The sequence below is a fragment of the Acetomicrobium sp. genome, assembly GCF_059026225.1.
The window spans coordinates 167501-181297 of sequence record NZ_JBWQOQ010000008.1; the positions used below are offsets into that span (position 1 = coordinate 167501).

General features: G+C 43.1%; 15 protein-coding genes and 2 rRNA genes (1 of these 17 running past the window's edge). 16 read left to right on the forward strand and 1 reads right to left on the reverse strand.

All coding sequences use genetic code 11. The annotated features are described in order from the left end of the window. The 6 genes from AC5SXE_RS10555 to AC5SXE_RS10580 form a co-directional block, all read left to right on the forward strand. A 23S ribosomal RNA gene (locus AC5SXE_RS10555) occupies positions 1–695 on the forward strand (it extends 2304 nt beyond the left edge of the window). Positions 696–748: 53 nt separating this feature from the next. Continuing rightward, positions 749–864, forward strand: a 5S ribosomal RNA gene (rrf, locus tag AC5SXE_RS10560). A gap of 150 nt (positions 865–1014) precedes the next feature. After that, on the forward strand, positions 1015–2031 hold the full coding sequence (locus AC5SXE_RS10565; RefSeq protein WP_493917364.1) for a homoserine dehydrogenase: 1017 nt from the start codon (positions 1015–1017) through the stop codon (positions 2029–2031). Between the two features lie 8 nt (positions 2032–2039). Next, complete coding sequence (yfcE, locus tag AC5SXE_RS10570) at positions 2040–2594, forward strand: phosphodiesterase (protein ID WP_310847838.1); 555 nt, start codon at positions 2040–2042, stop codon at positions 2592–2594. 17 nt (positions 2595–2611) lie between these two features. Continuing rightward, positions 2612–3112 (forward strand): chemotaxis protein CheW, encoded by a 501-nt coding sequence (locus AC5SXE_RS10575; protein ID WP_310847836.1) that lies wholly within the window; start codon positions 2612–2614, stop codon positions 3110–3112. A gap of 6 nt (positions 3113–3118) precedes the next feature. Further along, positions 3119–4009, forward strand: coding sequence for a PHP domain-containing protein (locus AC5SXE_RS10580; RefSeq protein ID WP_310847833.1), 891 nt, complete (start codon positions 3119–3121; stop codon positions 4007–4009). Here the strand turns inward: AC5SXE_RS10580 and fdhD are convergent. Beyond that, complete coding sequence (fdhD, locus tag AC5SXE_RS10585) at positions 3932–4651, reverse strand: formate dehydrogenase accessory sulfurtransferase FdhD (protein ID WP_493917365.1); 720 nt, start codon at positions 4649–4651, stop codon at positions 3932–3934. The genes AC5SXE_RS10580 and fdhD overlap by 78 nt on opposite strands. 209 nt (positions 4652–4860) lie before the next feature. Between fdhD and ltaE the strand changes: the two genes are divergently transcribed. From ltaE to AC5SXE_RS10635, 10 genes are all read left to right on the forward strand, one after another. Next, positions 4861–5889: a low-specificity L-threonine aldolase gene (gene ltaE / locus AC5SXE_RS10590; protein WP_323721142.1), complete on the forward strand. Its 1029-nt coding sequence runs from the start codon at positions 4861–4863 to the stop codon at positions 5887–5889. After that, positions 5874–7250, forward strand: a complete 1377-nt coding sequence (locus AC5SXE_RS10595) for a TldD/PmbA family protein (protein WP_323721143.1) — start codon at positions 5874–5876, stop codon at positions 7248–7250. The genes ltaE and AC5SXE_RS10595 overlap by 16 nt, the downstream gene beginning before the upstream one ends. A gap of 13 nt (positions 7251–7263) precedes the next feature. Next, on the forward strand, positions 7264–8835 hold the full coding sequence (locus tag AC5SXE_RS10600; protein ID WP_323721144.1) for an N-acetylmuramoyl-L-alanine amidase family protein: 1572 nt from the start codon (positions 7264–7266) through the stop codon (positions 8833–8835). 21 nt (positions 8836–8856) lie between these two features. After that, positions 8857–9492 (forward strand): GerMN domain-containing protein, encoded by a 636-nt coding sequence (locus AC5SXE_RS10605; protein WP_323721145.1) that lies wholly within the window; start codon positions 8857–8859, stop codon positions 9490–9492. Between the two features lie 83 nt (positions 9493–9575). After that, positions 9576–10175 (forward strand): RdgB/HAM1 family non-canonical purine NTP pyrophosphatase, encoded by a 600-nt coding sequence (rdgB, locus tag AC5SXE_RS10610; RefSeq protein ID WP_323721146.1) that lies wholly within the window; start codon positions 9576–9578, stop codon positions 10173–10175. A gap of 191 nt (positions 10176–10366) precedes the next feature. Continuing rightward, positions 10367–10600 carry a preprotein translocase subunit SecG gene (secG, locus tag AC5SXE_RS10615; RefSeq protein ID WP_303882199.1) on the forward strand — a complete coding sequence of 78 codons (234 nt, stop codon included), beginning with the start codon at positions 10367–10369 and terminating at the stop codon, positions 10598–10600. Between the two features lie 6 nt (positions 10601–10606). Further along, a complete protein-coding gene (locus AC5SXE_RS10620; RefSeq protein WP_323721147.1) occupies positions 10607–11641 on the forward strand; it encodes a nicotinate phosphoribosyltransferase in 1035 nt (344 codons plus the stop codon). Positions 11642–11849: 208 nt separating this feature from the next. Continuing rightward, positions 11850–12287: a 50S ribosomal protein L13 gene (gene rplM / locus AC5SXE_RS10625; RefSeq protein ID WP_303882201.1), complete on the forward strand. Its 438-nt coding sequence runs from the start codon at positions 11850–11852 to the stop codon at positions 12285–12287. A gap of 188 nt (positions 12288–12475) precedes the next feature. Further along, the gene (gene rpsI, locus AC5SXE_RS10630; protein WP_323721148.1) at positions 12476–12871 is read left to right on the forward strand and encodes a 30S ribosomal protein S9; all 396 of its coding nucleotides are present in this window, start codon (positions 12476–12478) and stop codon (positions 12869–12871) included. Between the two features lie 365 nt (positions 12872–13236). Continuing rightward, complete coding sequence (locus AC5SXE_RS10635; RefSeq protein ID WP_323721149.1) at positions 13237–13797, forward strand: TetR/AcrR family transcriptional regulator; 561 nt, start codon at positions 13237–13239, stop codon at positions 13795–13797.

Here is a 13797-nt window from a genome sequence, read left to right on the forward strand (position 1 = left end):
TCTAACCGCGAAAGCGGAACAGTGTCAGGTGGGCAGTTTGACTGGGGCGGTCGCCTCCTAAAGAGTAACGGAGGCGCGCGAAGGTCACCTCAAGGCGTATGGAAATCGCCTGAAGAGCGTAAGGGCATAAGGTGGCCTGACTGCGAGAGCGACAGCTCGAGCAGGCACGAAAGTGGGTCCTAGTGATCCGGCGGTTCCGAGTGGAAGGGCCGTCGCTCAACGGATAAAAGCTACCCCGGGGATAACAGGCTGATCCCGCCCGAGAGTTCCTATCGACGGCGGGGATTGGCACCTCGATGTCGGCTCATCGCATCCTGGGGCTGTAGCAGGTCCCAAGGGTTGGTCTGTTCGCCCATTAAAGCGGTACGTGAGCTGGGTTTAGAACGTCGTGAGACAGTTCGGTCCCTATCCACCACGGGCGTAGGGGGTTTGAGAGGAGCTGCTCCTAGTACGAGAGGACCGGAGTGGACGAACCTCTGGTGTACCGGTTGTGGCGCCAGCTGCAGGAGCCGGGTAGCCACGTTCGGAAAGGATAACCGCTGAAGGCATCTAAGCGGGAAGCCTACCTCAAGATGAGACCCCCCACTGGGAAAGCCAGGTAAGGTGTCCTGGAGATGACAGGGTAGATAGGCCGGAGGTGGAAGCCCTGTAAAGGGTGTAGCTGACCGGTACTAATACACCGAGGCCTTGTCCTTAAAAGTTTTTTCCTCTTTTCCTTGTGGTTTTTGAGTCGAGTTTAAAGCAGGCATATGGTGACCATGGCGGAGGGGAAACACCCGGATCCATACCGAACCCGGCAGTTAAGCCCTCAAGCGCCGATGGTACTGCGGGGGGGACCCGTGGGAGAGTAGGTCGTTGCCATGTGCCTGCTTTGTTGTTATTTGCGACATTTATGCCCCTCAAAGAAATGTTATAAATTTCAAGGTATTATGATACACTCTTTATGTAAAATTTGTAATGACTTTTTGTCCGATCATCCCTGTAAGGGGATGTAGGGAAGGGGGGCACGTTGCGGTGAAGGTTTTGCTTTTTGGGTGTGGTAGAGTTGGAAGGGCTTTTTGCGAATTACTGGGTAGGAAGCGAGATGTTGTAGAAAGTGCCTCAATTTCCCTTGTGGGAGTTGTCACTCGAAGTCGAGGATGTGTTTTTAACTCCCATGGTATCGATGTAGATAGGCTGCTTCAATGGGAAGCTTTAACGGGAAGGATTGATGCTCTGGAGAGCGAGGGCACTTTGGTTATAAGTGACGCAAATGAGATGTTGGAAGACCTGGATTATGATATTTTAGTTGAATGTACTCCATCTGATTTTGAAATCGGGGAACCTGCCAGATCTATCATGAAAAAGGCTATTAAAAGAGGCAAGCATGTAGTTACCGCTAATACAGGCGCTATGAGCTTGCATTTTGATGAATTAACACGAGAGTCATTGGAGATAGGCGTAAAATTACTTTATGAGGCTACCGTTTTATCGGGTACTCCACTTTTTTCCTTGGTACGTCATGGTTTGCCGGGATGTTGCATTAGAAGGTTTGAGGGGATACTCAATGGTACCTGTAATTTTGTACTTACTGTAATGGGAATGGGAAGTACTTTTGATGAAGCCTTGCTGGAAGCCCAAAGGCGTGGCCTTTCGGAGCAAAATCCATGGGTTGACATAGATGGACTGGAGGCTGCGGCTAAAACCGCAATAGTTGCAAGGAGTTTAATGTCGGCGAATGTCGATCTCAAACAAGCTTCCATAAAGGGGATTAGAAATATAACGGCGCAAAATATCGAAGAAGCCAAAAGAAGGGGAGGTAAATTAAAGCTCCTTTCCAGGATTGAAGCAAATTCTAACGAGATACATATTAGTGTGAGTCCAGAAATTCTTTCCTTAAACCATCCTTTGGCTCACTTAGAAGGTTTTTCCATAGGTGCGCTGCTTTTGACCGATGTCATAGGCGAAATATGTATTAGTGGTTCCGGCTCCGGACCCAAGGAGACTTCGTATTCACTTTTAAAGGACGTGTTATCCTTGAGGGAAGGATGAGGTTTTATATGTCTATAAAGATAGCAGTTATTTCAGATACACATGGAAGCTTAAAGGCTTGGAGGGAAGCAGAGCGCCTTTGGCGAGGATCAAACCTTATTATTCATCTTGGTGATGTCTTGTACCATGGCCCTCGTAATCCTCTTCCCGAGGAATATGCGCCAAGGGAATTGGCAGAAGAAATCAATCTCTCTAAAATCCCTGTCATAATTATTCGAGGCAATTGCGATGCCGATATAGATGCTGCTATACTGAAGTGGCCTATATCAGATCCTTATTCCGTCTTATGGTGGGATGGTAGGTTAATACTTGCCTTGCATGGTACGGATCTTGGAGAGCCAGGGAATCTAGCGTCGACGTTCAATGCCGATTTAGTGCTTACGGGACACACGCACGTTAGCTCTATTACCTGTGAAGGAAAAACGATTTTTTTAAATCCCGGTTCGGCTAGTCTGCCAAAGGGCAAAAATCCCGCTTCGTTCGCTCTATTAGATGTTGATGGAATTCGAATTTTAACTTTAATGGGAGATATAATTTGCTTTGAGCCTTGGAATCTTATTTAAAGGGGAGATATTCAAAGATGGAAGTTATTGAGAGCATATCAACGAGTAGAGATATGTCCCAGGAGGCAAAAGGAAGCAAAGAAGCTACGTTGTTGGTTTTTAATCTGTTTGAAGAACATTATGCTATTGAAGTATCACAAGTAAGAGAGATCGTGCGGATACCGGAAAATATAACCAGGGTTCCAAACGCACCGCCATACGTATGCGGAGTAATCAATCTGAGGGGGACAGTAATTCCCGTAATGGATATTGCCGTAAAAATGAGCCGAGGAGAGATTGAGCGTCGCAACGAATCAAGGATAGTGGTTGTTGAAGAGGAACACATAATGTTTGGCATATTAGTTGATTCGGTTCACGAAGTCAGGGCGGTGCAATCAAGCCAAGTCGAAACTGCGGAATCCATCGATTCTGCAATAGAGAGGGAATACCTTCAAGGCATAGTTAGAACTAAAGAAGGAGATCTTATAGTTCTGCTTGATGTAGCCTCCATCTTTGAAATTAAAAATTACCTGGAGTGATATCTCTTGTTAATAGATTTACATGTTCACTCCACTGCATCTGATGGGACTTTATCTCCCTCGGATTTAGTATCAAAGGCAAAAGAAAAGGGAATATCTTTGCTATCTCTTACTGATCACGATACGACAGGTGGTCTGGAGGAGTTTGAACGAGCCTGTATCGTTCATAAACTAGCTGGTTTGAGCGGCATTGAGCTTTCCGCTGAACATCGTTGTATTGTTCATATCTTGGGTTATGGTTTTGACTACGATGATCCTTTACTGCAAAAAGCTTTAGCGACTATTAGAATGCACAGGCATGAAAGAAACGTCGCCATATGTGAAAAGCTCAGGTCCTTGGGTATGGAGATTACGCTTGAAGAGGTTGCAAGAGAGTCAAAAGGCGAGGTGATAGCAAGACCCCATATTGCAAAGGTGTTGCTTAGAAAAGGTTATGTTTCTGATATTAAAGAAGCATTTGTTAAATATCTTGGTAGAGGTGCGCCGGCTTACGTTGCCAGGAAAACTCTTTCACCTGAAAGGTGTATTGCACTGATAAATAACGCGAAAGGGTTATCTGTTTTAGCTCATCCGGGCGAAATGCGTTTGACCTTCGATGAATTGGAGAAGTTGCTCGAAAAACTTAAGAGTTTCGGTTTATGGGGATTGGAGTGTTACTCAAGTCACCACAGAGCTGAGGATATTTTTAGTTTCCTAAAGTTAGCGGATAAATTTGATTTACAGCCAACCGCTGGAAGTGATTTTCACGGGTCAATCAGGCCTGGCTTTGAGATGGGTATTGATGTCCCAAATCACATGGTGCCAGAGGAGTTAATCTCTTTAGCCAAGAAAAAAATCGGTAATTCTAGCGGGGTGTGTATAAACATTCATTCTTCCTTCTCGTATGAACCCGATTAAAGTAACTCCGTACTTTTGGGCCATCTCTATTGCTTCGCAAGTAGTCGCTGAAACGCTGCCTAATATCGGGATCTTTGCGATTAAGATTTTACTTACTAATTCGCACATTAATCTTCCTGAAATCAACATTAGGCATTCTTCCATTTTGACCCTTTTCTCTAAGGCCTTGCCTATAGCTTTTTCTACGACATTATGCCTAGATATGTCTTCTAACAAAAAGTATTTGTGCCCACTATTATGCATTAGAATAGCCCCATGAAAGGCACCAGTTTTCCTGTAAAACGGAGCATCTTCAAGCAATCTCATGCCATCAAAAATTATTTTTGCATTAATTGCCCAGTTTACATCGATATATTTGAAGTCGCTTTTTTCTTGTAGTGATGGCTTTGTCTTCAACTCGACGTTCACAACGTAATCATCTGCTATTTCTATATGTTTTATGTCGTCGTAACGTTTTATAACACCACAGGTTAATAAATGTCCTATTGCTAGTTCTCTTAGATCGCTTCGTGAAGCTCTTAGGGTCACAAAGGGTGATTTGTTTACCGTTATTAAAATATTTTCTTCATGGGCAACCAAGTCTATGCCTGAGACATACGATTTACTTTGTGTGAATTTAAAAAATTCTCTTTTGCTAAACATTGTCCAACCTCCGTAAAGGCAATTTCTTATAGCTGACTTCTGGAGTAAATTGGAGGGACTTTTTAGAGCCAAATATGGCGCCAGGTCAATTAGATTCGTACTTTGTATTATAATTTAGATTAGCCAGATTTTGCCCTAGTTGGTCAAAATTGCGCTTACTCTAAATTAGGTTTTGTAAATTTTCGTAATTTAAGGAAGGAGAATAAACAATGTCAATTATCGATCTAAGGAGCGATACCGTGACTAAACCCTCTCTTGAAATGAGGAGGGCTATGGCCGAAGCAGAAGTTGGAGATGACGTTTATCAAGAAGATCCAACGGTAATAAAATTGGAGCAACTCGCCGCAGAAATAACAGGCAAAGATGCAGCCTTATTCGTTTGCTCGGGAACAATGGGAAATCTAGTTTCTTTGCTTACTCATTGCAATCGTGGAGATGGAGTCATATTGGGTTATAAAAGTCACATTTACGTTAACGAAGGAGGAGGATTGTCAGCCTTAGGTGGTCTTGTACCTCTTTGCGTGAACGATGACGATGGCATTCCAAAGCCTGAAGAAGTATTGTCTTTTTGTAGGCCTGAAAATGTTCACTATGCTCCGGCTAAATTGCTGTGTCTAGAAAACACCCATAATGCTTGTGGAGGTATTGCTATATCCCCCGAAGATTTTTCATCAATGGTTAGCTTGGCTAGAAATAGAGGACTTTCCGTACATCTTGACGGAGCCAGGATATTTAATGCTGCCATTGCTTGGGGAGTGGAACCGATAGTTTATACTGAGTTGGTGGATTCAGTGCAATTTTGCCTCTCGAAAGGCTTAGGAGCCCCGATAGGGTCGCTTATTTGTGGCAGTAAGGACTATATAAAAAGGGCTAGGCATTGGCGGAAGCGAGTTGGTGGCGGTTTGCGCCAAGCGGGAGTTATTGCTGCTGCTGGCATAATAGCTTTAAGAAATTATCCTGACCTAAGATATGATCATGAAAAGGCAAAAATTCTAAAAGATCGTTTGATGAGCGAGGGAATCAACGTGGTAGAGGTGTCAAAACCCACAAATATGGTATATTTTGACGTAGAGAGTTCTATAGATGAGGCCCTTTTGGCAGAAAAATGCAGGCAAAGGGGCGTTTTATTCAACCCCACTCCTGAGAGGATAAGGTTGGTTACGCACCGTGACGTAAGTTTCGAAGACGTTGAGAAGGCTGCAAAGGTCATCGGGGAAGAGTTATGTCAATTACGTTAGATTTGCCGAAGAAAGAGCTCGTGGAGTCTGTGGCCTATTGGATGTTGGATCGACTGCAGAGCAGGAAAAACATCAAAGAAGGGGATGTATTATATAAGGCCAACGTTTCATTTGCTCTTTCGTTTATGAATGGCGATCTAGATGAAAAACATGAAGGTCAGTCGGTTTCTTTAGGCTTGCGAGTCATCGATGCAGAGGGCAGGCAAGGTATTGCCTATACTAACATATTGACCAAAAATGCCTTGATGCAAGTTGTCGAATGGGCAACTTACAATTGCCAGAACAACGATCCTAATCCTTTTGTTGGATTAAATCATGAGTATAAAGAAGCCTTTCAGGACCAAGATATTTTCGATCCCCTTATAGCTGAAGGTCTGGGTTTTGAACGTGGAGAGAAGATATGTTCCTCAATTTCTGATGAAGTACGCTGTATCGATAAGCGAGTTACATCGATACGAGAAGCTTTTTATGGAGAGGGTTATGAACAGACACTTTATTTGTCTAGCGCAGGGTTTTATGGATGGCAAAGGGAGACGGTTGCTAGGTGTGATGTTACACTAATAATGAGCGACGACAACAAGGTAGAAATAGGTGGTTTTGGAGAAGAGCGTCGTTACGCAAATGACCTGGATTATCTAAGTATAGCTAGGCATGCAGTACAGAGGACGGGTTTGACCTTAGGCGGCAACCCTCTTAAAAGCGGCAGATATATTGTGGTATTGGATAGTTTGGCCGCGGCTTCGATCGTGTCTTTGCTAGAAGATTCTTTTTTAGCGGATAGCGTTCATAAGGGCAAATCGTGGCTCGCAGACAAGTTGGGCCATCAGATTGTCTCCTGTAATGTTAATTTAGTCGACGATGCAACCGTAAAAAGGGGCATAGGAAGTTACACTTTTGACGGAGAGGGTGTCCCTGCTCAAAGAACGGTTTTGCTTGAAAGTGGAATATTGACCAACTTTTTATACAATCTAGAACACGCAAGGATGGACGGGGTTCCTTCGACGGGCAACTGCGTTCGGGGGACAGGTTCCTTGCCTGAAGTAGGAGCCTCAAACCTTTTTATAACGCCTGGCACCAGAAATTTGCGAAGCCTTCTAAGCGGTATAAACTTTGGAATTTATGTGGTGGATTTACTTGGCCTACATACCTTTGACCCAACAACTGGCGATCTATCGCTAGGTGTTAAAGGTGCTTGTATTAAGAAGGGCATGATTGAAGAGCCCGTTTCTGGAATGACAATAGCGGGCAATATTTATGATATTTTGTCCCGCGTAGTGGAGGTAGGAAGCGATTTAAAATTTTATGGGAGTGCGGGGTCTCCTTCTTTGGTGATTGAAGATGTGGCGTCGGCAGGAAATTAAGAAGATTAAGTATTTGTTTGTTTTTATGCTTCTTTTATTGTTACCAGCATTGGCAGGCAAGGATGTTGTCTATGCTGCTGAAAAGTGGATTTTATGGCATGGCGTTGAAAATCTCGGCTACGTCTTGGTCCTTAAAGTGAATGAGCACAACTTAGCACCCATAGACGTTGTTGCGGCGAAGCTTAAGTTAGAGGTAAAATCCAACGAAAAATCTTTTTTGGCTAAAAAGGGGGAAAATACCCTTGAACTGGTGCCTGGTGCTGCGGTGGCTAAAAGGGATGGGCATAATATAATTCCCCTCACCTCTATCCCAATGTACAAAGATGGACATTGGTGGCTTGAGGCAAATACTACTTTAAAGTTGCTAACACCTCTCGTAGGCGACGGCAAGACCTTAAAATGGGCCGGCAAGACTGAGGCAACCACAGATGATTTTGTCGTCAGCGATGTAGTTGTTCGGGGAGACGTCAAAAAAATAGAACAAAGCAGCTCAGCGTCTTATGCGACTAAGATCGTTGGACTACGGTGGGGACAATGGGAAGATAGAGTCAGACTGGTTTTAGATCTATCTTCTGATGTATCTCCTTTTGTAGAAAAAAAACCGTCTAAGTTGGTGCTTAAATTTAACGGAGTGCTTGTGGATGATCTGGTCAAAGACATAAAACATCAGGGACCCTTTCCTGAAGTTTCGGTAAATCAAAGAAACGGAACCGCGATTATAGAAATTGAGCATACATTTGATAGGATATCTTATTTTAATTTGTCTTCACCGCCTCGATATGTGGTTGACTTTTTTATGGATGAGGGCATAAGTAGCGACGTTACATCTCAAAAAAGCACAGATGATGTTTTCGTGCCTTCTCAAGTTCGTGATGACCCAAAAAGGTCAGTGCCAAAGGGCGCCAAACCACGGTTAGTCGTAATTGATCCGGGTCATGGAGGCAAAGATCCAGGGGCAGTAGCAAATGGCATCAGAGAAAAGGACATTAATTTAAAGGTTGGCCAAATTTTAGTAAAGGTTCTCGAGAAGCGTGGGATAAAAGCCAGGCTGACGCGTTCACAGGATATATATTTACGACTTGATGAGAGAACAAAGCTCGCTAATGATTGGGATGGAGATTTATTTGTGAGTCTTCATTGTAACGCTTTGCCAGCAGGCCGAAGTGCCAGGGGCATTGAGATCTATATAATGGCACTACCAACCGATGAGGACGCTATGAAGCTAGCGTTGATAGAAAATAGGGAGCTGGGTGAGGGATCAGACGACGTGAATAAAATTGCTGATAAAAGAACAAAACTTTTATTGCAGATTTTAGGAGACATGGAGCAGAACGTTAAGATTGAACAAAGTTCGTCCTTTGCGGAGGTTTTGTATAAAGTAGGCAATCACTCTGGATTGAACATGCGACGGGTAGCCCAAGCACCCTTTTTCGTGCTTAGGGGAGCGACAATGCCCGCGGTCTTGGTCGAAATGGGATTTCTGACAGATAAATCGGAAGCAGCTTTATTAGCGAACCCAAATTATCAAAAAAGGCTTGCTGACAGCTTAGCCGATGGTATAGAGTCTTACTTGCGCAGTATGTAGATTTTGGGGGGATTGGTTTTCATGAGAAATAAAGAATTGCCACGAAGGCGAGATAAAGAGCAGAAAAAAATCTCAAAGAAGGCTCCTTTGCCATATCGTATCATTGCTTGGGCATGTCTAATTATGATTTTATTTGGTTTGGGGTATTACGGCTCAGGACTAATGCTGAAGATATTTGGCAAAAAATTGTATATTCCTGGAGAAATTATTGTTGAAAAAAATGAAGAGGGCTCCGGAGAGACTTTTAAAACCGAAAGGCACGTAGCTGAAATTAAACTGTTCCTGCCCGAAAATGGCACTTTAGGCGTAACGACCTATAGATTAGTGCCAAGTATTCCAGAAGAGGATATTGTAGCCAGTCTGGAACAGTGGATATCGCTGATGAGATCTAAGGGCTTAATGGAAGGAAATAGTCGAATACTTCATGTTTTTCGGAACGGTGAAATTATGTATCTAAACATGAGTGCGCCATTTTATTCTTCTTTACAAAAATTAAATAAAGACGAAGCTTTACTCTTCATGACGGCCCTACTTCGTACCATTGTAGAAAATTTTGACCCCATTAAGGAAGTTAAGTTTTTAGTTGAAGGTAAGGATGTGATAATAACTGCTCCTGTTGATTTGTCCGTTTCCTGGCGATTAGCACCAAGGTCATAAACAAAACCCGTAAAGCCGGTAATATCGCTAAATTTTTTGTTTTTATATCGCTTTTTCGTATAGTAAAGAAGGAGGACTGCTGGTTGTCTAAAAGCAGGATTGTCTTTGCCAGTAAAAACAGGGATAAATATCGCGAAATGGTCTTTTTACTAAAAGAAACCCCCATTGAACTGATATATGGTCCAGAAGTGACCAAAGTTGACGTTCAAGTTCAAGAAACTGACAGTTCCTACTCGGAAAATGCGCTACTTAAAGCGTTGGCGTGGAGCGAGGCATTGAATGTGCCTGCTTTGGCTGATGATAGCGGACTTGAAGTAACGGCCCTATGCAATGAGCCTGGAGTACATTCTGCAAGGATAGCTGAGGATGACGAATCAAGAATTCTTTGGTTGTTAAACAAATTAAAAGGAATTGAAAATCGAGAGGCGCTCTTCGTAGCTTCTATAGCCCTCGTTTTGCCAAAGATGTCTCAGGTATGGTTGACTATGGGCATTTGTTACGGAAAGGTGTCTCAAGCCAAAAGGGGAAACAGCGGTTTTGGTTACGATCCTATTTTTGTGCCAAAGGGGTGTGATAAAACCTTTGCAGAACTGGAGGTTAAAGTAAAAAATAGCATATCGCATAGATTTATAGCGGTAAAAGCCCTTTGTGATATGTTTAAAGGCCAAAATGTGTTAGAATAACAGGTCGAATACGTACTCTACGGCTTGTTGCTCGAACCAAGTTGTCCATCCTGGCCATGCAGATGGCAGAGATGGTTGTTAGCGGGAAAGCTCAAGTTTTGGTCTAAATTTAATGAAAACTTGCAAAGGAAACATATAAAAGATCTTTGGAGTGATTGTTTAAATAATAGCAATATTAGGAGGCACGTGGGATGTTTTTGGTCATAGCTATTTTGCATATTTTAATTGCTTTTGCCCTGATGGGAGTTATTATTCTACAACAACGAAAGCAAAGTGGTTTTGCTGGCGTCTTTGGAGGTGGGACGCAAGCAGATATGTCTTCCGGTCAGTGGCAGCGTCTTTCTGGGCTAAGCAAGATAACAGTGCTTTTGCTTGCACTGTTTATGTTGACCTCGCTTGTATTAGTCCTCATGAGCGCGAGGTGAAAAATCATGAAAGACATTGAATATTTTGAAGATGTTACCTCCCTGCAAATCGCTCCAAGGGCATTTTTCAGTGCTAATCACGATGAAATTATGGCCGGATGTACCACTGATGTCTATTTTGTGAAGACGAGGGATTTGCTTCGGGAAAATGGTAGTTTAGATACTCCCGTCGTGGCTGAGATCTTTTCTAAGGAAGCCGGGATTTTTGCAGGACTACAAGAAGTTTTAGCTTTGTTGAAAGACAAAGGGGTAAAGGTATATGCCTTGGAGGAAGGTATGCCCTTTTCTCCAAAAGAGGTCGTATGTAGAATTCATGGTCCCTATGGTGCTTTTGGAATGTATGAGACCGTCATTTTAGGTTTCCTCGCAAGTTCGAGCGGATGGGCAACGGCCTCCAGGGAGTGCGTAAGGGCTGCGAATGGTAAACCGGTATTATGTTTCGGTGCACGTCATGTTCATCCCGCTGTTGCGCCAGTCATGGAAAGGGTTGCTCTGGTTGCTGGTGGTTGCACGGGTGCAAGTTGTATATTGGGAGCTAAATTGGCTGGAGCGGAACCCCAGGGAACCATTCCCCATGCTGCAGTATTAATTGTGGGCGATACTGTTACAACTGCCATTTTATATGACAACATTCTGCCTGAAAGCGAAGCCAGAATAATATTAGTAGATACTTTTAAAGATGAGGCAGAAGAATCACTTTTGGTAGCGCGGGCCTTAAAGAAGAAGCTTGATGGAGTGCGTTTGGACACCCCGGGCGAAAGGGGCGGGGTTTCTCCGGCCTTGGTGGAGGAAGTACGGTGGAGGTTGAATTTAGAGGGGTTTTCTCATGTTCGGATAGTTGCTTCAGGTGGTTTAAATCCCGAACGTATACAACTGCTTTCGCAAGCAGGAGCTGATATATTTGGTGTTGGGAGTTATATCGCCCATGCTACTCCCAGGGATATGACCATGGATCTGAAAGTAATTAATGGAAAACCCATTGCTAAAAGGGGCAGGTTTCCCGGCATAGAGCATAATTCTAGACTTAAGAGGTTCCTGTAAACATTATTCTAGATATTTACTTGAACAGACCTTCGAGGAATCTTTCCTTGACATGGACGGATGAGGTTGTATAGAATAACTCCGCACTAGGAGTTTTGCTCTGTTTTCAAGTCATGAAAAGATAGAAGATATTACTCAGGCGGGTCGAAGCCCACTCGTTTGTGTTTAGATGATTTTATTATGCAGGCAATTGAAGGAGGAACTTTAAATGCAGGGGTATAAGACTTTTATGGCAAAGCCTAAAGACATAGAGAGAGAGCGCAAATGGTATTTAGTCGATGCAACAGATGTGCCTTTAGGTCGTCTTGCAGCACGCATATCCCAAATATTAATGGGAAAGCACAAGCCTAATTACACTCCCCATGTAGATACGGGAGATTTTGTAATTGTGGTTAACGCATCTAATGTAAAATTGACAGGCAGAAAGGCTACCCAATCAGTGATATACAGATACAGCGGCTATAAAGGAGGCTTAAAGGCAGTACCTTATAATGTATTGCTGGAGAAAAAGCCGGAGCGACTCGTTGAGGTTGTGGTCAAGGGAATGTTGCCGCGCAATAGACTAAGATATGAAAGGAAATTAAAAGTTTATGCTGGTCCTGATCATCCTCACGAAGCTCAAAAGCCAGAGGTTTTAGATATTTAACTTGCCGCTGTGACGTGAGCTGTTATATGGCTAAGTGCACGAAGAGAATGGTTCACAACCATAAGGCGATTGCATTTTAATTCAAAAATACCAGTAACGAATTTATCATTAATCGTGCACATATAATTAAATATAGAGAATTGACGACTGTTAGTTCGTAAAATTTTGTAAAAAGGAGGGAAAAGTCTTTGCCGTCACCGACATATTATTGGGGCACTGGCAGGAGAAAAGAATCTATCGCTAGGGTGCGAATCCGTCCAGGCAAGGGTCATATTACGATAAACGGGCGAAGTGCTGAAGAATATTTTCCCAGGCGGCTATGGCAACTTCATGCTTTAGAAGCGCTCAAGGTCTCTGGGATGGAAGGCAAGCTCGATGTCATCGTAAAGGCGCATGGAGGAGGTCTAAGCGGTCAAGCGGGGGCAGTAAGGCTCGGAATAGCAAGAGCTTTACTTGCTTTGGATCCTGAAATGAGACCGGTTTTAAAGAAAGCAGATTTGCTTGCGCGAGACCCAAGGATGGTAGAAAGAAAGAAATTCGGTAGAAGAAAGGCAAGAGCCCTTTATCAATACTCCAAGCGATAAGTTTTTAAGGTTTCTTGGTGCAAGGGTTTATAGTTTGAGACGGGGGATTTTAAGCCCCCGTCTTTTATCTTGCTGGCAACGTATGTTAATCTGCTCGGTCTCGATTTTTAAGGATTTTGTGGCATTACCTGTGACGAGAAGTTTCACGTTAATATAGAAAGGTTCCTACATGATATTGAGGTCGCAAGTACTTGTTATAATCCCTCAGATCGCTTGTGGTGGAAAAAATAAAAGTTTTCTTGCGGTTTTGTTATCATTCCTTCATTGAAGTTTTTTCAATATTAAGACTAGGGATTTCTATCTTTACAAATAGAGTAAAACAGTTTATCCTTATTATCTAGACTGAATGGTCAGGAGGGTGATAAATGACGGATACCAAGAATAATATTATCAGTGCAGCACGCCATTTATTCGCGCAACAAGGATATCATGGAACGAGCGTCGATTCCATTGCCAAGAAGGCAGGTGTAAGCAAGGGGACTTTATACTGGCATTTCAGCGATAAGTTTGAGCTTTATCGTACCGTTTTAATTTTGGAAGTCGAGAAGATGAAACGGATCTTTAGATCTAACGTTTGCGACGTTACGGATATGGCAGAATTCATTTACAGAAGAGGAAGACTTATCCTTGAGGCTTTCGGCGAAGACCCAGAAAGTGTGCTTATTTGGATGGATTTGCTCGTCCAGGCTAAGCGCGGAAGAGAAGAGTTTAAAAAAATTGCAAGGGATCTGACTTCCTATATAAAGAAGTCAATTGATGAAAGTGTGCTCGCTAGTTTTGCAGATGCGAAAAAGGAATCAGTATTTTTGCTGTTGCGTTTAGTAATATTAGGTCTTTTATCATGTCTAGGCAGCGTGATGGATGCACAGGAAGCTGTAGTGTCCTGGAAAGTTGTAGTAGATTTAGTATTGAGGGGAGATGAATAA